The sequence below is a fragment of the Caulobacter zeae genome, from assembly GCF_002858925.1.
GTDB classification, from domain to species: Bacteria; Pseudomonadota; Alphaproteobacteria; order Caulobacterales; family Caulobacteraceae; genus Caulobacter; species Caulobacter zeae.
This window is the reverse complement of sequence record NZ_PJRS01000049.1, coordinates 281581-301531: the sequence shown is the minus strand read 5'-3', so window position 1 is coordinate 301531 and position 19951 is coordinate 281581. Positions and strand designations below refer to the sequence as shown.

The window sequence follows — 19951 nt, the reverse complement described above, 5'->3', positions numbered from 1 at the left end:
CGACTACACCGTACGCGGCGGGTAGCCGTGCTCACGCAGGGCGTCGATGACTTCCTGGGTGTGCTGGGCGTCGCGGGTCTCGATGGTGATGTCGAACTCCGCGCCCTTGGCCGGCACGTCCAGCGCAAGGCGGTTGTGGTTCACCTCGATGATGTTGGCGCCCATGGTCCCGATCACGTGCGAGACGGTCGACAGCAGGCCCGGGCGGTCGTCGCCGACGATGCGCAGGGACACCAGGCGCTGGGCGCGCACCAGCTCGCGGGTCAGCACCGAGGCCAGCAGGCGGGTGTCGATGTTACCGCCGCAAAGGATCAGCCCGCACTTCTTGCCGCGGAAGCGCTCGGGATAGGCCAGCAGGGCGGCCAGCGAGGCCGCGCCCGCGCCCTCGGCGATGGTCTTCTCGACGTTGCAGTACAGCGAGACGGCCTGCTCCAGGTGCGGCTCTTCCAGCAGCAGCACGTCGTCGATCAGCGGCCGGGCCACGGCGTAGGTCAGCTCTCCGACCTGCTTGACCGCCACGCCCTCGGCAATGGTCTGGCCGCCGCAGTGGGCCTGGACGCCGCGCATCTTGGCGGTGAAGGAGGGGTACATGGCCGGCTCGCAGCCGACGATGCGGATGTCGGGCTTCACGGCCTTGGCGGCCGTGGCCACGCCGCTGATCAGGCCGCCGCCGCCGATCGGCACCGGCATGATCTCAAGATCGGGCGCGTCCTCCAGCATCTCCAGGGCGATCGTGCCCTGGCCGGCCATGATGTCGTAGTCGTCGAACGGATGGACGAAGGTCAGGCCCTGCTCGTCGCGCAGCTTGCGGGCGTGGGCGTTGGCGTCGTCATAGGTCTCGCCCTCGATGACCACGGTCGCGCCGAAGTCGCGGGTGTGCTGCACCTTCACGAAGGGCGTGGTCTTGGGCATGACGATGGTGGCCGGCACGCCGAGGCGAGCGGCGTGATAGGCCAGACCCTGGGCGTGGTTGCCGGCGCTGGCGGCGATGACGCCCCGGGCCTTCTCGGCGTCCGACAGCAGCAGCAGCTTGTTGAGCGCACCGCGCTCCTTGTAGGCGGCCGTGAACTGCAGGTTCTCGAACTTCACCCACACTTCGGCGCCGGTAATCTTCGACAGCGTCCGCGAATAGCGGCAGGGCGTGCGCTCGATATGGCCGGCGAGGCGGGCCGCGGCGGCGCGGATGGCGGTGATGTCGAGGGTCATGTGCAGGCCCGTACTCCCTGGCGCTCTAGGTCCGCAAGCCTTTGTCGTGACGGCGTCGCCGCCGCCACGCACCAGGCTCAGCCGGCGTGATAGGCTTCCAGCACCTCGTCGGGCGTGCCCAGCGCCCGGATCTGGCCGTTGTCGAGCCACATGCACTTGTTGCAGAACTGCCGAAGCAGACCTTCGGAGTGGGTCGCCAGCATCATGGTCTTGGACGTGTGGACGAAGCCGGTCATGCGTTCGTAGGCGCGCTCGGCGAAGTGGGTGTCGCCCACGCCGAACACTTCGTCGACGATCAGGATGTCGCGCTTGAAGTGCGTGATCATCGCAAACAGGATGCGAAGCTTCATGCCCGACGAATAGGTGTCGAACGGCAGGTGGTAGAAGGCGCCGATGTCGGCGAAGGTCTGGACGTCCTCGTCGAAGGCTTGGATCTCGGCCTTGTTCAGGCCGGCCAGCTTCCCGGTGAAGTGGACGTTCTCCTTGGCGCTGCGTTCACCGTTGATGCCGATGCCCAGGTCGATCAGGGTGCCGATGCTGCCTTGCACTTCCAGGCGGCCGCCCGACGGCTTGAGATAGCCGGCGGCCGTGCGCAGCAGGGTGGACTTGCCCGAGCCGTTGCGGCCGATGACCCCCATGCGGTCGCCCTCGCTCAGCGAGAACGAGATGCGCTTGAGGCCCTGCACCAGCACGGGTCCAGCGCCCTGCTTCTTCATGAAGCGCTGGGCGCCCGAACGGGCCAGGGAGTAGAACAAGGACATCTCGCGCCCCGATGCGTACACCGGGAACGTGACCTCCAGGCCGTGTGCGTGGATACCGATCGTCAAGACTACTACCTCGGCTTATTCGACTGACCAGGACGGCCGGCTCAGTCGATCGTTTGTGCGTACCACCAGAGCCATTCCCATTCGGTCGGATCCGTCAGGACGGGCTCGGGCAAATATCTCAGTTCGGGCGTCGACAGCGGCCGTCGCGGCACGATGCCGATGTCCGTTTCGGCCACCCACCGCTCAACCTGCGGCGTACGGCCATCTCGGAAATTATGGCGGCTTCTTTGCGGCACGAAGAACGCCTTGGGCTGGTGCGCCTCAAGGCCTTCGACAATGCTCTCGAGCTTGAGCCGCACGGCGTCCACGCCGCCCATGTAGGTCAGATGCCAGCCGCCGCGGGTGATGTAGGCCGTATCCGCACGCATGGCGCCGTCGGTCCACAGGAACGCCGCGCGGTCGCCGTCGCCGCGCCGGCAGGCGGTCGCGTCCAGCGTATCCAGCTGGCCGACCCGGCAGAGCACCGAACCCAGCCAGAGAGGCGAATTGACGTAGGCGTGGGGAAGCCCGTTGATGAAGTGCTTGCGATAGACCTGGACCAGGACGGCGAACGGCTTGCTCCGAAGCGCGGCGACGGCCACAGGGATCGCCGCGGGATCGGGGATCTCGTCGACATCCGAGATGATCACGGTGTCGTCCTTGCCCGCGCCGATCATGTCGAGGCCGCGGGTGATGGCGTTGCGCTGGAAGTTCTCCAGAACCCAGCGGTCGGCCTCGTGGCGCGGGTTCACGCGCGGCCAGTCGCACAGCTTGACGTAGCAGATGCGCTCGCGCGGAACCGGCAGCTGGTCGAGATAGTCTTCCAGCACGAAGCCCTTGCGCACGCCCGAATGGGTCACGCCCATCTCGACGACGACGAACCTGTCGACCACGTGCGCGAGCGTGGCCATCCGAAGCTTCAGCAGGCCGAACTCGTTGTAGAAAGTGCAGGCGTCGATGATCACGACCGCGGCCTCACGAGCAGGCCGACGATCTTGTACCCCGGCCAGGCATCATGGTCGCTTTCGCGGCTGGTCTTGGCGACCAACTCGACCTCGAAGCCGTCGGCGTGCAGCGCCAGCACGTCCTCCCGCGACGGCAGCACGAAACCAAGCTCGCTGTGATAGTCGTGGCGCCCCTCGGTGGAGAGGCGCAGCACGCAGATCACCGCGCCCTCAGGCCCCACCAGGTTGGCGAAGCTGCGCAGCACGCCCAACGGATCGGCGATCTCGTTGATCATGGTGTCCATCACCACGGTGTCCGCGCCGCCGATGCGACCGGAACGGGCGATATCGACCATTCGGCCCTCGGCGCTCCGCCAGCGTTTGGGCAGCAGGGACTTCAGCGACAGCGCCGGCGTGGCCGCGTAGTCGACGACCTCGGCGCCGGTCTCGCGCAGGGCCGTGAGCATCAGCGGGTTGGCGCGCGCGAACAACAGGATCTTGCGACGCGGACGCGGCAGGCAAGACAGGGCCTGGCCGACGAAATAGCTGTCCCAGAGTTCGTGTCCCTGAAACGGATAGTTCGTCTCCTCGGCCACCGCGGACGGCGCGGCGAGCAGGATCTCGTCGTGCATCCGGATCGCGGCGTTGAAGAAGGCCCGCTCGTCGTGCACCGTTTCCGGAAGCCTGTTCATCCCGCTACCCTCGAGGCGCGATCGATCCTGCCTGCCTGCGTTTCACTCACAGGGAGACCGAGATCCGCCAGTAGGAGCGGCTGAACACCAGGGCGCCGAGCACGAAGACCAGCACCGCCGCGCCGCCGCCGGCGATCCAGTTCAGCGTCGTGGGGAAATCGCCCAGGAGCGGACCGCGGACGATCTGGAGCAGGTGGTAGGCCGGGTTGGCGACCAGGACCGGGTTGGTGGCGCCGTTCAGGGCGCCCTTGTCCCAGTAGACCGGGGTCAGGATGGTCAGCACCGAGGTCAGCGCCTGGGTGGCCGGGCCCAGGTCACGGAAGCGCACGCCCAACGGACCGAGCAGCAGCATCACGCCAACGGCGAAGAGCACGGTGAGGAACAGGCCGACGATCGACAGCAGCATGTGGACATGCAGCGGCAGCTTGGCCAGCACCCAGAACAGCAGGATCGCCGGAAGCTGGTGGAGCATGATCACCAGCATGTTGAGCACGCTGCGGATCACGTACGAGGCCAGCGGATAGCTGCTTCCCAGGATCCAGGTCTTGTAGCGGAGGAAGACGTTGGGGCCGTCGGCCAGCGCGCCCAGGATCGGCGTGAAGAAGGTCAGGCCCAGGCCGACATAGACCACGTATTCCAGGAAGGGGCGCTTGAACACCGCGCCGAGCAGGAAGCCGATGCCCAGCATCATGGCCAGGTGGGCCAGGGCCAGCCACCACGGCCCCAGGATGGTGCGCTTGTACTTGGCCGTGACATCGTCCCAGGCCATCACGAAGATGGCTCGGATATCGCGCGGCGTCGCGAGCAAATCCTCGAAACCATTGCGGAAACGAATATAGGGGCCGGCGCCGATCATCAAACCTCCAGCAGGACGCATCGCGCGCCTGTAAGCCTTAACGCCGGAAAGCACGGCCGGCGAGAACTCAAACCCGTTTCGCGCCTACATGCAGCAGGGTCAGATCGAACGGACGTGGCGAAGTAGCAACCTCTGATGCACTTTCCAAGGGCTGCCAACTGGTAATCTGGAAACCATCCAATAAAGCGCGGAGACGTTCTTCTCCGTACACACGGAACCCCGCGCCGGCGTCGAACTGGAACTCGCCGGCATGCGAGAAGGCCACCGAAATCGCGATATGCGCATCATGGGCGAGGACCTCGCGGAGGCGCGCCATGAGGGCGAAATCGTCGGGAATGTTCTCGAAGATGCGGAAGGCGAACGCCGCGTCGAACAGCCGTTCGGTCGGGCTGGGCAACGCCGGGGCATAGGTCAGGCGCTCGGGAAAGGTCGCCATGACCTCGGCCCAGTTTCGACGCGCCTCGGGGTCGAACCGATCGCCCGGCAGGACGTCCGCCACGGTGAAACCGCCGTAGTAGGCCGACGCGAACAGGCTGAAGAAGCTTTCCGGCGCGGCCAGCTCGATCGCCGCCCGGCCAAGATCGACCGGTATGGCCGCCAGCGCGCGCTCGTACTCCCATCGCCGGTCGTACTCGGGCGTCACGCCGTGGAAGAACCCGGCGGGCCGAGCGTCATAGACGCGGCCTTGGGTCAACGCGTTCACGATCGACGCGTACTCGGCGAGGAAGTTGCCTTGCGGATAGGTAGCGTGGACCATGACGGCGACGTTCTTGAGCCTAGGCGCCGACGACTTGCCGGTCGAAGAATTCGATGTAGCCGGCGGCGTCGAAGCAGCGGTCCCAATAGACCGACTCCCGCGCCTTGGCCTGAGCGGCGGTCAGCTTCAGCGGCGGCGAGGCCAGCACCTTGACGATGGCGTCCCGGAACGCGTCCGGCGTGTCGGCGACCAGCACGCCCGGCGCGTTGGCGAACCGCTCGAAGCCACGCATGGCGATCGAGGTCGCCACGACCCAGCGCCCGGAGGCCAGCGCCTCGGCGGTTTTGAGGTTGCTGCCGCCGCCGAACTGGATCGGCAGGATCACCGCATGGGACCCGCGCTTGAGCGCCTCCAGCTCGCCGTCCGAGACGTCGGCGAAGAACTGGCAGCGCCGGCTGTTGGCATGGATCTGGGCCTGATAGACGCCGTTGCCGAAAATGCCGTGGGAGACCCCGCCGCAGATCGCCACGCTCTTCTCGGGCGGGAAGAAGAACAGTCCGTTCTTCAGCAACAGATGCAGGAAGCCCTCGATATTGGGCGGATAGGCGCTGCCCACGAACAGGAGATACTTGCGCCCCTCGTAGATGTCGCAGGCCCGCTCGTCCTCGGCCGTCGGCGTCACCGGGCGCGAGACCCCGTTGGGAACGACGAACACCGGCACGTCGGGCGCCGCGGCGCGATAGTGCTCGGCGTCAGATTCCGAGACCGCGACTATGGCGGCCGAAGCGCACGAAAGCTCGCGCTCGAGCGCGGTGATCGCTTCGGCGACCTCGCGGGCCTTGGCCTCGGGCGCGCCGGCCTTGACCAGCATCTTGTATTTCAGCGGAGCCTCCCAGTTCTGGGAGGAATAGATCACCGGCGTTTCCGGCGCGACGCCCTCGGCGCGCAACCGCTTGACCAGCGGCCACAGGAACGGCTGCTCGAGCTGGATGAAGTCCGGCGCGAGGCGTTCCACCAGGCGGGCGAAATGGGCGTAGGCCTCGGGCGAGGTGGCGGCGAACTCGCCAGCCTGCAGGTCGCCGACCAGCGGCAGGCCGCGCCACGCCGTGCCCACATAGCGCAGCGGCAGATCATCGGGGCCGACCGCCGCGCCGGAATAATGGTCGGGATCATAGACCGACGCATTGACAAACTCCCAGCCGCCGGCGGCCAGGCGCTGGGAGAAGGCGTGGATGCGCCGCTGCCCGCCATGGATCGGTCGCACGACGGGATAGGTCGAAAGGCTGAGAACCCGCGGCATGCTACAGATCCTTCAGCCGGGCGAAGAACAGGTCGGCGGCGGCGTCCCAGGTGACTGGCTTGTGGGTCTTGGCCACCCGTCGCTCCAGGGCCGTGCGGGCGGTCTTGTCGTTGAACATTCGAACGATGGCGTCCGACCAGCCCAGGGTGTCGAGCGGGTCGATATATTCGACCAGGTCGCCACCGACCTCCTCGAGCGAGCCGGACCGGCTGGAGAGGCAGGCCTTGCCGTGCCCAAGCATCTCGGCCAGGGGCAGGCCGTAGCCTTCGTAGAACGACGGGAAGAGGCCCAGGGCGGCATGCTTGTAGAGCAGGTCGAGTTCGGCGTCCGAAATGTTCGAAAGCCGCACGATGGTTTCCTGCGCCACCGGATTGGCGTCCATCTCCTGGATCAGGTCGCCGACCGCCCAGCCGCTGCGCCCGACGAACACCAGGCGGTCCCTGGCCGGGTCCAGGCGGCCCTCGTCCATGGCGCGCGTCCAGGCCTGGTAGAGCGTGCGATGGTTCTTGCGCGGCTCGATCGTCGAGACGAAAAGCGCATAGCGCTTGCCTTCCAGCTCGGGCGGGAGCTCCGCAGGCGGCTCGGCCTCGCCGGAACCGGGCTTGGCGGAGACCACGTCGCAACCCAGGGGGAAGGCGTCCGAACGAGGCGCGGGAATGCCGAACTGCTCGCAATAGCGCATCATGTCCCGGCGGGTGGACTCGGAGATGCACATGCAGGCGTCGGCGACCCAGAACAGCTCGCCGAAATAGTCCTTCAACAGGTTCACGTACGACGGCACGACGAACTGCGGCATCATCTGCGGGATCAGGTCATAGACGATCGCCGCGTAGGAGAAGCCATGAACCTTCTTCAGTTCGTAGATCGTCCGAAGATCCTTGTACTCCCAGTCCAGACCGCCGGAGATGATCCGCGTGTCGGCGTCGAGCGCGACTTTCCCGATGACCACCTCGGCCAGCGGGACGATGGTCGACTTCGGCTTGGGCGCCGATCGCGCCTCGGCCTCGTAGCGCCGGACCTCGGCGATCTCGCTCAGGGAAAAGCGGCGGCCGCGCACGCGCTGCACCGCCTGATAGAGCCTGGGGTGCCGCAGCACCGCCTCGCGCGCCCGGAAACGCCAGCTCTCGGGCGGCGCGGGCAGCTCTTCGGCGGGCAGGTCGAACGACACCGTGATTTCGCCCGCCAGGATCGGGGCGACCGCCTTGGGATCGATCTGCTTGAAGCACCGCTCCGCGCGATCGTACACGCAGAAGCCCATGTCGGCCGACAAGGCGGCCCGGCGGGCGAGTTCGCGCTCGACGCGCACGATGCCAACGGCGTGCCCGGACCAGCGGGCGGACGTCGAAAGATCGAAATAGCTGGTCAAAGACAACGCCCCGGAGTGAACCGCCGCATTCAGCTCGGCGTCTTGACCAGGCCGGGCCTCGAAAGGGCCGCGGCCTGGTCTGAACCGAACGCCTCTTTAGAAGGAGGCGCCGGCCTTGTTACGTCGCATGTCCGCCTCGACCATGATGCGGCACAGCTCCTCGAGCGAGGTCTTCGGCTCCCAGCCGAGCGCGGCCTTGGCCTTGGCCGGGTCGCCCAGCAGCAGCTCGACTTCCGAAGGACGGAAGAAGCGCGGGTTGATCTTGATCAGGGTCTTGCCCGTCTTGGCGTCCAGGCCGACTTCGTCGACGCCCTCGCCCTTCCATTCGATGGCGATGTCGAGCGCCTTGAAGGTCATCTCGACGAAGCTGCGGACGGTTTCGGTGCGGTTGGTCGCCAGCACGAAGGTGTCGGGCGTGTCATGCTGGAGCATGAGGCGCATGCCTTCGCAGTATTCGGCCGCGTAGCCCCAGTCGCGCTTGGCGTCCAGGTTGCCAAGTTCCAGCACGTCGGCCTTGCCCAGGACCATCTGGGCGGCGGTGTTGGTAATCTTGCGCGTCACGAACTCTTGGCCGCGCAGCGGGGACTCGTGGTTGAACAGGATGCCGCTGCAGGCGAACATGTCGTAGGATTCACGGTAGTTGACCGTGAGCCAGTGGGCGAACAGCTTGGCGGCCGCGTACGGGCTGCGCGGATAGAACGGGGTGTCCTCGTTCTGCGGCACGGCCTGCACCAGACCAAAGATCTCCGAGCTCGAGGCTTGGTAGAACCGGATCTTGGAGTTCACCATCCGAATGGCTTCGAGCAGGTTCAGCGGACCCACGCCGGTCATCTGGGCAGTGGCGACCGGTTGTTCGAACGAAACGCCGACGAAGCTCTGGGCGGCGAGGTTGTAGACCTCTTCGGGCTGGTACTTCTCGATCAGGCGGAAGGCCGAGCCAATATCGAGCAGATCGTACTCGACCAGTTCGAGATTTTCGTGCCCCAGAGCGCCGACTTCGGACAACCGCCAGAAATTGACCGAGCTGCCACGACGGTACGTACCGTAGACTTTATAGCCACGCTCGAGGAGGTTAGACGCCAAATAGGCCCCGTCCTGGCCGGTAATGCCAGTGACCAATGCCGTCTTCATAAGAGACCCCCGCGATTCGAAATGGAGCAATGCTGGCTGCGCGTACAATAGCCCAAGCCGGAATCCAAGCGATTATGCCTTCAAGTTGCAACCGCCCGCATATGCCGGAGAACGCCCCAGGGATATGAGGGCCGCATGCGCCGCCTCGCCTGCCCGGCAATTTATCGATGCGCGCCCCGTCGGGATAAGCTAGGAGCGAACGCAAGGGGTCGCCCCGAACTCGCGGGCGAGGCCGGCGGCGTCCGTCGCGAGACGTTTCATCGTGAGCGGAGACGCGGCGCCGCCCCTGGCGGGGGCCTGGCGCGCTTCGCTATGTCAGCAGCTGGGTTGGATGCGTGGGTAAGCCGGAAGATCAACGGGTGCTCGTCACCGGAGCAGGCGGCTTCGTGGGGCGAGCGCTGCTGGGCCAATTGCAGCGCACCTGGCCGTCGGCCGCCTTCCTGGCCACGGCGCGCAGGGATGGCGAGGCCGCCGCCCTGGGCCCGCGCGTACGGACCGCCTGCGTCGACCTGTGCATGGGCCAGGCCGTGGATCCCGTCATCGAGGCGTTTCGCCCGACCACGGTCATTCACCTGGCGGCGCAGTCGAGCGTCCATCTGGCCGCCTCGGCCCAGCTCGACATGTGGCGCGGCAACTTCCTGGCCACCTACAACCTGATCGAAAGCCTGCACCGTCACGCCCCGGACGCGCTCTTCGTGTTCGCCAGCAGCGGCGAATGCTACGGCCGCACCTTCCTGGACCACGACCAGGTCACCGAGGACGCCCCCCTCCAGCCGACCAACGCCTACGGCCGCTCGAAGTCGGCCTCCGAATACATGATCCGGGACGTCCACAAGGGCCCCCACCTGATCCTGCGGATGTTCAACCAGATCGGGCCCGGCCAGGACGAGCGGTTCGTCACCTCCTCGTTCGCCGCCCAGCTGGCGCGCATCGAGCGCGGCGAGGCGCCGCCCACGATCAAGGTCGGCGACCTGTCGGCCGAGCGCGACTTCTGCGACATCGCCGACATGGTGCGCGCGGCGAACCTGCTGCTGAGCGACGCCGACGCGCTGGACCCGGCCTCGACCTTCAATATCTGCTCAGGCCAGACCCGATCGATCCGCTCGGTGCTCGACACGATGCTCGGCCTGACCTCCGTCGACGTGTCGGTCGAGGTGGACGCTGAACGCCTGCGGCCCTCGGCCATCGCCCGGGCGGGCGGCTCGAACGCGGCCATCCACGCGGCCTGCGGCTGGTGCCCGGAGATGGCGTTCGAAGACACGCTGCAACGCCTGCTCGACTACTGGCGCACGCGCCTGGCGGCCTGAAAACAGGCGCCGGCGCCCGTCGATTGCGTCCTTCCGCCACGTTGGTCCAAGCCGAATCTGCGGCGACCGTAAAAAACGATCGCACAGAACGAATAATTTCCAATTCGTTGGATATGCGTCACTCCTGATACGCGCCGCGTTCCAGGTGGGGCTTGGCATTGGCGTGCGTATCTCGACGGAAGATCGGCGAACAGGCGGAGGCGCTGGATGGCGACCATCAACGGCACGGCGGGTGACGACAATCTGGTCGGCACCGGAGGCGACGACATCCTCAACGGCGGCGGCGGCAACGACACCCTTTCGGGGCTGGGCGGCGCGGACGAGCTGAACGGCGGGGCCGGGGAAGACACCGTCAGCTATGCGACCGCCGGATCGCGCGTCGAGGTCTATCTGGAGGGCACGCCCAGCCAGAACGTCGGCGACGCCCATGGCGACAAGTTCACCTCGATCGAGAACATCATCGGTTCGAACTTCGACGACGGCCTCTATGGGGGCGCGGGCGACAACAAGCTCTACGGCCTGGGCGGCGGGGACACCCTCTACGGCGGCGCCGGCACCAACTGGCTCTATGGCGGCACGGGCGACGACAACCTGGTCGGCGGCGTGGGCGTGGACCACTTCGACGGCGGGGCCGACGACGACATCGCCAGCTACCAGCTGGCCAACGCGGGCCTGATCGCGTCGCTCGCCGACGCCAGCATCAACACCGGCTGGGCCGCCGGCGACACCTACGACGCCAGCGTCGAGAACCTGACCGGCACCAACTACAACGACACGCTCTACGGCGACGCCGACGCCAACCAGCTGTGGGGCCTGGCCGGCGACGACCGGCTGTTCGGCGGCGACGGCTATGACGTGATCATCGGCGACGCCGGGGCCGACTACATGGACGGCGGCGCGGGCGGCAACTATCTCGACTACGAGACCTCGCCTACGGGGCTGACGGTCTCGCTGAAGGATCCGTCGATCAACACCGGCCACGCCGCCGGCGACACTTATGTCAATTTCCGCGACCTGGCCGGCTCGTTCTTCGGCGGCGACCGGCTGTACGGCGACGACAACGGCAACAACATCCTGGGCCTGACCGGCGACGACTTCCTCTACGGCGAAGGCGGCGACGACATCCTGTCGGGCATGGGCGGCGCCGACTTCATGGACGGCGGCGCGGGCTTCGACTGGGTGTCCTACGCCAAGGTGACGGTGGCCGACGCCCTGGCCGTGACCGTCGACCTCAGCGACCCCACCCGCAACACCGGCGACGCCGCGGGCGACACCTACGCCAACATCGAGGGCATCATCGGCAGCGCGTTCGGCGACAGCCTGACCGGGTCGGCGAGCGGCACGGTGATCCAGGCGGGCGACGGCGATGACCGCATCTACGGCCTGGGCGGCTACGACACCCTGCTCGGCCAGAACGGCAACGACCTGATCGAGGGCGGCGGCGGCGGCGACAGCCTCGACGGCGGGGCCGGCTCGGACACGGCCGGCTTCCGCCGCGCGACGGCCGGCGTCTATGTCGACTTCGCCAACCTGTCCCACAACACCGGCGACGCGGCCGGCGACCTCTACTATTCGATCGAGAACCTGGCCGGTTCGGACTTCGCCGACGTGCTGCGCGGCGACGCCGGCGCCAACGTGATCACCGGCTACGAAGGCCAGGACACCCTGTACGGCGGCGCTGGCGCGGACACCTTCGGCTTCAACCGCAGCGGCGGGGCGGTCGACGCCATCCTCGACTTCGTGGCCGGCCAGGACAAGATCGCCCTGGACCGCGCGGGCTTCGGCCTGGGCGCCTCGGGCTCGCTGGCCACGGCCGGCGTGGCGTTCGTGGTTGGCGCCAGCGCCACAACCACCGCTCCGACCATTCTCTACAACGCCGCCACCGGCGCGATCTCGTGGGACGCCGACGGCTCCGGCGCCGGTGCGGCGGTCCAGTTCGCCCGCATCGGCGCCTCGACCCTGCGGGTGGCCGAGAGCAATCCGATGACCGCCCGGTCGATCGGCAACGGCGCGCCGACCACCCACACCACCGGCTGGAAGGTCGCCGCCACCGGCGACTTCAACCACGACGGCACCGACGACGCCCTGTGGCTGAACACCAACACCGGCGAGACCGATCTCTGGATCATCAACGGCATGGAGTGGCGCCGTTCGACCACGCCGGGCAGCCACGGCGCCGGCTGGGACGTGGCCGGTGCGGCTGACTACAACGGCGACGGCGTCGACGACATCCTGTGGTGGAACGCCTCGACCAACACCGCCGACATCTGGTTCCTCAGCAACGGCGCCTGGGCCGGCTCCATCAATCCGGGCAGCCACGGCGCCGGCTGGACGATCGCCGGAACCGCCGACTTCAACAACGACGGCCGCGCCGACATCCTGTGGCGCAACACGTCCACCGGCCAGCTGGACGGCTGGCTGCTGAACAACGGCGGCTTCTCGACCGGCTTCACGCCGGGCGACAACAAGGGCACGGACTGGAAAGTCGTCGGCATGGGCGACTTCAACGGCGACAAGAACGCCGACATCCTGTGGCGCAACACGGCCACGGGCCAGGTCGAGGCCTGGCTGATGGTCAACGGCGTCAAGACCGGCAGCTTCGTGCCGGGCGCGTACAGCACCGCGTGGGAAGTCCAGGGCATCGCCGACTTCAACAATGACGGCGTCAGCGACGTGCTGTGGCGGAATCCGACGACCGGCCAGGTCGACGGCTGGCTGCTCAAGAACGGCGCCTGGGCCGGCTCGTTCTCGCCGGGCAACTACAACACCAGCTGGGAGGTCGCCGGCCTGGGCGACTACAACGGCGACGGCAACGCCGACGTGCTGTGGCGCAACGCCAGCAGCGGCCAGATCGACGCCTGGCGCCTGCGCAGCGGCAACTGGACGGGCTCTTCCGACCCGCGCACGCACGGCTCGGACTGGGCGCTGGCGGCCACCGGCGACTTCAACGCCGACGGCACCCAGGACCTGATCTGGCGCAACAACTACACGGGCGCGGTCGACGGCTGGTACATGCGCAACGGCGCCCAGTCGGGCAGCTTCAACACGGGCGGCCATGGCGCGTTCGAAGTGGCGGCCGTGGGCGACTTCAACGGCGACGGCACCGACGACCTGATCTGGCGCAGCCCCGAGAACGGCTCGCTCGACGGCTGGTACATCAAGGCCGGCGGCTATGCGGGCGCCTTCGCCCCGGCCTCGCCGGGCGCGGACTGGACGCTGTTCGGCGCCGGCGACTTCAACGCCGACGGCACTGACGACCTGCTCTGGCGCAACGCCAAGACGGGCGTCACCCAGGCGAGCCTGATCTCGAACGGCCAGCAGGTCGGCTCGTACACCCTGGGCGCCTACAACCTCGACTGGAAGGTCCAGGGCGTCGGCGACTTCAACGGCGACGGCACGGCGGACGTCCTGTGGCGCAACCCCCAGACCGGCCAGGTCGACCTGTGGCTGCTCAAGAACGGCGCCTGGGCCGGCTCGTACTCGCCGGGCTTCTACAACACCGACTGGCAGTTCGCCGGCATCGGCGACTTCAACGGCGACGGCACCGACGACATCCTGTGGCGCCAGCAGTTCAGCGGCCAGATGGACATCTGGACCCTGCGCGACGGCAACTGGGCGGGCTCGTTCGATCCGGGCGCCATGCCGGCAGGCTGGACCGTGGCCTCGGTCGGCGACTTCAACCACGACGGCGTCGACGACATCATGTGGCTGAACGCAACCACCGGCGAAGTGAAGGAATGGATTGTCACCCCGCCGAACACGGCGCCTTCGGCCGGCGACTTCATCATCGTCTGACGCCGATGTGACACGCGGGAAACCCAGCTGCGGAATTCGCAACTTTCCGCAGCATTGGCCTTGCAACGCCCGCCACAACAGGCTTCAACCGAAAGGTTGGCGCTTGTTGTGGCGGTTAACGTGCAAGTTGATGTGATTTCTTACCAAACCCAGAGCCCCGAGCTCGACGTCGTGGTCCCCTCCGAAGTCGCGCGTCTAGGCTCTCCTCTCCTGGAAATCGCCCAGACCCAGGGCGCCGACACAGTCCCGGGCAACACGTCGACGACGTTCACCTTGAGCAGCGTCACCTTCGGCTGGATCAACTCGGCGAACGACACCGACTGGTATCGCCTGCAGGTCGAGGCGGGGCGGACCTACACGATCGCGCTCTCCAGCTACACGATGAGCGGCAATGCGGCGGGGACCTCGCTGCCCGACCCATACCTGCGCATCTACGATAGCAGCGGCCTGCTGATCGGCGAGAACGACGACTCGCTGACCTCGCTCGACTCCCGCTACAGCTACACGGCGACCAGCTCGGGCTACATCTACGTCTCGGCGGGCTCCGCCGACGGGCGCCCAGGCAGCTACTCGCTGTTGGCGGTCAGCGCCGCGACCCCGACCGACAACATTCCCGACACCACATCCACCACCTCGGTGCTCACGGTCGGCGGCAGCGTCAGCAGCCAGATCGACTACGCCAGCGACACCGACTGGCATCGCATTTCGCTGAACGGCGGCCAGGGCTATGTGTTCACGCTGAACGCGGCGTCGTCGGGCGGTCTTGGCGACCCCTTCATCGAGATCCGCGACGCCAGCGGTAAGATCGTCGCCTCCAACGACGACGGCCCGAACGGCCTGAATTCCGAGGTCCGCTTCACCCCGACGACGGCCGGCGTCTACTACGTCACCGCCCGGGCCTTCTCGGACGAGACCGGCCGCTACACCCTGACGGCCCAGCAGATCGGCCCGCAGGACCCCGTCGACACCATCGACTGGGGCACGAAGCTCAACACGTCTGAGGTCCGGATCTATTTCGCCACGGGCGGCCAGACCTTCGGCGAGTATTCCGCCGATCGCGCCTGGACGAGCGACGAGATCCGGTCGGTGATGAACGTCACCGCCGCGATTTCGGCGGTGGCCAACATCCGGTTCACCGTCGTCACCGAGCGCAGCCAGGCCACGATGGTCATGGTGCTGGATTCCGGCCTGGACGACGACGTCGTCGGCATGATGACGACGCCGCCCTCGTCGCCGGCGATCGGCGTCTTCTCGCCGAGCGTGGCCAGCTGGACCCCCGACAGCCTCAACATTGGCGGCATCGCCTACAGCACCATCCTGCATGAGATCGGCCATGGCCTGGGCCTGGCGCACCCGCACGACACCGGCGGCTCGTCGGAAGTCATGGAAGGCGTCCTGTCCGAGTTCGGCTCCTACGGTTCGTCCGGGCTGAACCAGGGCGTCTACACGATCATGTCGTACAACGACGGCTGGCCCTCGGGCCCGGCCGGCCAGTTCGTCTCCTACGGCTACGGCGGCCAGGCCGGGCCGATGGCGCTCGACATCGCGGCCTTGCAGGCCAAGTACGGCGCCGTCGCGGCCAACACCGGCAACACCGTCTATTCCCTTCCCGTTCTGGACATCACCGGGACGGCCTACTACCGGGCGATCTGGGACACCGGCGGCGTGGACACGATATCGGCGTCCAGCGCGCTCGACCCAGCCGTCATCGACCTGCGCCCCGCGACCCTGCTCAACGCGCCGGGCGGCGGCGGCTTCGTCTCCTACGTGGGCAAGGTGAACGGCGGCCTGACGATCGCCGCCGGCGTGTGGATCGAGAACGCCATCGGCGGCTTCGGCGCCGACATCCTGATCGGCAACGAGCTGAACAACGTCCTCAAGGGCAACGCCCAGAGCGACACCTATACCGGCGGCCTGGGCTCGGACACCTTCGTGCTGCAGACCGGCAGCAGGGATTTCATCACCGACTTCGTGGTCAATGTCGACAAGATCGGCCTCGACCGCGGCGATTTCGGGACCCTGACCGGAACGACCCTCGCCGATTCCGGTATCACCTTCCAGCTCGGCTCGGCCGCCACCGTCGCCGGCCGCACGCTCTTCTACGACACCTCGAACCGCACGCTCTATTGGGACGCCGACGGCTCGGGCGCGGGCGCCGCCGTGGCCATCGCCCAGCTGGGCCGCGCCAGCATGACCACGGTGTCGTCACCGGCGACGCTGTCGATCGGCAGCATACGCCCGATCTCCTACGGCTCGGAGTGGAGCACCGCCGGCTCGGCGGACCTCAACGGCGACGGCCTGCAGGACGTGATCTGGCGCAACGGCAAGAGCCTGTACGAGGCCTGGACCATCGACGGGTTCCAGGCGTTCGACTCCATGGCCCCGGCCGACATGACCGGGCGCGCCATCGCGGGCCTGGGCGACTTCAACGGCGACGGCAAGGACGACATCCTCTTCCGCGACACGGCCACCGGCGCGATGGAGATCCGGACGCTGAACGGCTCCACGCTGACGTCCCTGGCCTCGCCGGGGACCCGGAGCACCGACTGGGCCGTGGCCGCGGTCGCCGATTTCAACGAGGACGGCAACGCCGACATCCTGTGGCGCAACACCGCCACCGGCCAGCTGTCCGGCTGGATGATGCGCAACGGCGCCTTCACGGGCGACTTCACCCCGGGCGACAACAAGGGCTCGGACTGGAATGTCGTCGGCGCGGGCGACTTCAACGGCGACGGCGACGCCGACATCCTGTGGCGCAACACGACCACCGGCCAGGTCGAGGCCTGGCTGATGAGCGGCGGCGTCAAGACCGGAAGCTTCGTGCCGGGCGCCTACAGCACCGCCTGGAACGTGGCCGGCATCGCCGACTTCAACAACGACGGCGTCAGCGACGTGCTGTGGCGAAATCCGACGACCGGCCAGGTCGACGGCTGGCTGCTGAAGAACGGCGCCTGGGCGGGCTCGTTCTCCCCGGGCTTCTATGACACCACCTGGCAGGTCGCCGGCCTGGGCGACTACGACGGCGACGGCAACGCCGACGTGCTGTGGCGCAACGCCACCACGGGCCAGACCGACGCCTGGCGCCTGCGCAGCGGTAACTGGACGGGCTCCTACGACCCGGCCCGCGCCCTGTCGGACTGGAAACCGGCCCTATCCGGCGACTTCAATGGCGACGGCTCCATCGACGTGCTGTGGGACTACAAGTTCAGCAACGCCTACACCGGCTGGCTGATGAGCGACGGACGCAACGCCGGGGCCTTCAATCTGGCCGTCTCCGGCGCCAGCAGCGTGGTCGCTGTAGGCGACTTCAACAGCGACGGGGTCGACGACATCGTCTGGAGGACGGACGCCGGCGGTTACGTCGCCAGCTTTATCAAGGACGGCGTGCCCAACCAGGGCAGCATGACCATCATCGCGCCCGGTTCGGAATGGACCCTTTTCGGCGCGGCCGACTTCAACGCCGATGGCGGCGACGACTTCCTGTGGCGCAACAGCCAGACGGGCGTCACCCAGGCCATCCTGATGAAGAACGGCGTCCAGACCGGCGCCTACACCCTGGGCTCCTACAACCTCGAATGGGGCGTGCAGGGGATCGGCGACCTCAACGGCGACGGCACCGCCGACATCTTCTGGCGCAACCCGCAGACCGGCCAGGTCGACCTGTGGCTGCTCAAGAACGGCGCCTGGGCCGGTTCGTACTCGCCGGGCTTCTACAATACCGACTGGCAGTTCGCCGGCATCGGCGACTTCAACGGCGACGGCACCGACGACATCCTGTGGCGCCAGCAGTTCACGGGCCAGATGGACATCTGGACCATTCGCGACGGCAACTGGGCGGGCTCGTTCGACCCCGGCTCGATGGCCGCCGGCTGGACGGTGGCCACGGTCGGCGATTTCAACCATGACGGCGTCGACGACGTCATGTGGCTGAACGCCGCCACTGGCGAGGTGAAGGAGTGGATCATCAACCCGCCCAACAGCCCGCCTTCGGCCGGCGACTTCATCATCGTCTGAGCCTGACCTGGAGCCAACTTCGGCACGCCGCGACGCAGCCATCGTCGCCGGCGTGCGTTGAAGCTCAATGCACTGGTCATCGCAGTTCAATCGCCTTCGTTCGTCGCATCCGCACTGGTGGGTGATCCTGGTCATCGCGGCGTGCCTGCTGGTCGCCGCGATCTGGGCGGCCAATTATGGCCGGCGGGCCCAGGACATCTCCGAGTCCGGCCTGACGCCGCCCAGCCCGGCGATCGGCGCGGCCTCGTCACCGTCGCGCTGAGCGATCCAAGATACCTGAGCGATCCAAGATAACGGCTCGCGAAAGCACTAGGGCGCGCTAGTTTGCCGCGAGTGACGAGTCGGCCAACGGAGGACGCCATGAGAATTCGGACGATCTTTGTCGGAGCCGCGTTCGGCTTCATCGTCTCCGGCTGCGAGCAACCGGCCAGCGTGCCGCTCTCGAACGACAGCCTGCCGCCTCCGCCGGCGTGGAGCGCGTCCATGATCGGCAAGCCCATCCGGGAGCGTTTCACCGTCGGCGAGACGTGCAACGGCTATATCGACGTCGCCCGGGTCCGCTACGAAGGCGCAAGGCCCGGCGTGGGCTTCGAAGGCTGGGGCTGGGACGGCGTGGCCAAGAAGCGCGGCGAGCACATCCTGCTGACCGACGAGGCCGGGCGCATCGTGGGTGCGGGCGAAGGCGGGCGGCCGCGTCCAGATGTTCCGCAGAACATGCCGGCGGTCCCGGCGCCGGACACCGGCTGGTCGGCCGCCAGCCCATTGCTCAAGGGCAAGATCCAGGCCTGGGTCCTGCAGGACGGCGACAAGACCGCCTGCCGGCTCGCCGCCTTCGAGTTCTGAGGCCTGCGGCCGGGCGAGACGCCACGGCCGCCTGGGCCTGAGGGCCAGGTTTGGATGATCCCATCCAAACCTGGCGCCCTCTCAAGCGCTGGGCGAGGCGGCGGAAAGCTCGTCGAAGGCCGCCTTGACGACGTCGTAACCCGGCGCCGCGCTGTGTCCCGGCAGATCGAACCAGAAGGCCAGGTCGTCGAGGCGCTCCAGCGCCTTGGGGTCGCTGATCGTGTGCAGCAACTGCATCAGCGGCTTGCTCATGCCCTGGAAATGCAGCGAGAAGAACCGCGTCTCCCCTCCTACGTCGCGCGGGCAGTAGGGCAGTCCATCCCGGAAGTTGATGATCTTGTGGTGATGACGGGTCTTGTAGCCCACCATGTCACGCACGCAGTTGTCGAAGCCGAGATAGTGGCCAAAGTCCTTGAAGTTGACGACCTGGTCCGGGTACTGGCTGCCAATCTCGTAGAACAGGTACATGTCCGACATCTGCGCGACGCCGTGATAGAGGTACTTTTCTGAAATGGCGCGAATCTTTTCTTCCGACTCGTAACAACTATCGACGAAATCGATGTAGAACGAGATCTCCTCGTGGCTGCGGAAGTAGTTGATCCACGGCACGTTGAACAGTTTTTTGCCGCCGATCAGGTGCTTGGCGTAGTCCAAGCCCGGGAAAACCAGAACGTCAGAGTCAACATAGTAGATTTCCCCACCGATCTGGCGGGCCAGTTCGCGCAGCGCATACCAGCGCTGGAAGCAGAACAGCTCGTAGTCGTAACTGTTCGAGCCGATGTGGATATAGCGCTCGGCAAACCGGCTGGCGTCGGTGAAATAGTCGGCGATGTTGTAGAATTCGCAATCGACCGCGGCGCCCACCTCCTCGTCTCCAAGGACGATCGTGCGGTAGCCGCACGCCTGTGCCTGGGCGACGCAGTACTTCAGGAACGGCGGGAAGCCGCGCTGGATGAAGACGATGGTTGGTTCGCTCATCAGGGTCGGACTCGTC

Annotated in this window: 15 protein-coding genes; 5 read left to right on the top strand and 10 right to left on the bottom strand. The window is 67.0% G+C overall.

The genetic code is table 11. The features are described 5' to 3' along the window. Positions 1–3: 3 nt before the first annotated feature. The 9 genes from SGCZBJ_RS24780 to gmd all read right to left on the bottom strand — a co-directional run bounded on the left by SGCZBJ_RS24780 (position 4) and on the right by gmd (position 8998). Complete coding sequence (locus tag SGCZBJ_RS24780) at positions 4–1206, bottom strand: threonine ammonia-lyase (protein ID WP_101720565.1); 1203 nt, start codon at positions 1204–1206, stop codon at positions 4–6. Positions 1207–1283: 77 nt separating this feature from the next. Further along, complete coding sequence (locus SGCZBJ_RS24775) at positions 1284–1967, bottom strand: ABC transporter ATP-binding protein (RefSeq protein WP_101720564.1); 684 nt, start codon at positions 1965–1967, stop codon at positions 1284–1286. Positions 1968–2074: 107 nt separating this feature from the next. Next, on the bottom strand, positions 2075–2977 hold the full coding sequence (locus tag SGCZBJ_RS24770; protein WP_165799432.1) for a glycosyltransferase family 17 protein: 903 nt from the start codon (positions 2975–2977) through the stop codon (positions 2075–2077). Continuing rightward, entirely contained in the window at positions 2974–3648 is a 675-nt protein-coding gene (locus tag SGCZBJ_RS24765; RefSeq protein ID WP_101720562.1) for a hypothetical protein, read from the bottom strand. Before SGCZBJ_RS24765 ends, SGCZBJ_RS24770 begins: the two co-directional genes overlap by 4 nt. A 46-nt stretch (positions 3649–3694) precedes the next feature. After that, complete coding sequence (locus SGCZBJ_RS24760; protein WP_165799431.1) at positions 3695–4504, bottom strand: ABC transporter permease; 810 nt, start codon at positions 4502–4504, stop codon at positions 3695–3697. A 67-nt stretch (positions 4505–4571) separates the two neighbouring features. Further along, positions 4572–5261: a class I SAM-dependent methyltransferase gene (locus SGCZBJ_RS24755; RefSeq protein WP_101720560.1), complete on the bottom strand. Its 690-nt coding sequence runs from the start codon at positions 5259–5261 to the stop codon at positions 4572–4574. Between the two features lie 19 nt (positions 5262–5280). Beyond that, a complete protein-coding gene (locus SGCZBJ_RS24750; RefSeq protein WP_101720559.1) occupies positions 5281–6501 on the bottom strand; it encodes a glycosyltransferase in 1221 nt (406 codons plus the stop codon). Between the two features lies 1 nt (position 6502). Continuing rightward, positions 6503–7867, bottom strand: a complete 1365-nt coding sequence (locus tag SGCZBJ_RS24745; RefSeq protein WP_133149325.1) for a glycosyltransferase family 4 protein — start codon at positions 7865–7867, stop codon at positions 6503–6505. A gap of 96 nt (positions 7868–7963) precedes the next feature. Further along, a complete protein-coding gene (gmd, locus tag SGCZBJ_RS24740; protein ID WP_101720557.1) occupies positions 7964–8998 on the bottom strand; it encodes a GDP-mannose 4,6-dehydratase in 1035 nt (344 codons plus the stop codon). Positions 8999–9333: 335 nt separating this feature from the next. On the opposite strand from gmd, the gene SGCZBJ_RS24735 reads away from it, so the two are divergent. From SGCZBJ_RS24735 to SGCZBJ_RS24715, 5 genes are all read left to right on the top strand, one after another. Beyond that, a complete protein-coding gene (locus SGCZBJ_RS24735; protein WP_101720556.1) occupies positions 9334–10305 on the top strand; it encodes a GDP-mannose 4,6-dehydratase in 972 nt (323 codons plus the stop codon). Between the two features lie 207 nt (positions 10306–10512). Then, positions 10513–14100, top strand: coding sequence for an FG-GAP-like repeat-containing protein (locus SGCZBJ_RS24730; protein WP_101720555.1), 3588 nt, complete (start codon positions 10513–10515; stop codon positions 14098–14100). Positions 14101–14232: 132 nt separating this feature from the next. Next, the gene (locus SGCZBJ_RS24725; RefSeq protein WP_133149324.1) at positions 14233–18114 is read left to right on the top strand and encodes an FG-GAP-like repeat-containing protein; all 3882 of its coding nucleotides are present in this window, start codon (positions 14233–14235) and stop codon (positions 18112–18114) included. A 67-nt stretch (positions 18115–18181) separates the two neighbouring features. After that, positions 18182–18376, top strand: coding sequence for a hypothetical protein (locus tag SGCZBJ_RS24720; RefSeq protein WP_101720553.1), 195 nt, complete (start codon positions 18182–18184; stop codon positions 18374–18376). Positions 18377–18474: 98 nt separating this feature from the next. Then, positions 18475–18957 (top strand): hypothetical protein, encoded by a 483-nt coding sequence (locus SGCZBJ_RS24715; RefSeq protein ID WP_101720552.1) that lies wholly within the window; start codon positions 18475–18477, stop codon positions 18955–18957. An 81-nt stretch (positions 18958–19038) separates the two neighbouring features. Here the strand turns inward: SGCZBJ_RS24715 and SGCZBJ_RS24710 are convergent, their stop codons facing one another. Next, positions 19039–19935 carry a hypothetical protein gene (locus tag SGCZBJ_RS24710; protein ID WP_101720551.1) on the bottom strand — a complete coding sequence of 299 codons (897 nt, stop codon included), beginning with the start codon at positions 19933–19935 and terminating at the stop codon, positions 19039–19041. Between the last annotated feature and the right edge of the window lie 16 nt (positions 19936–19951).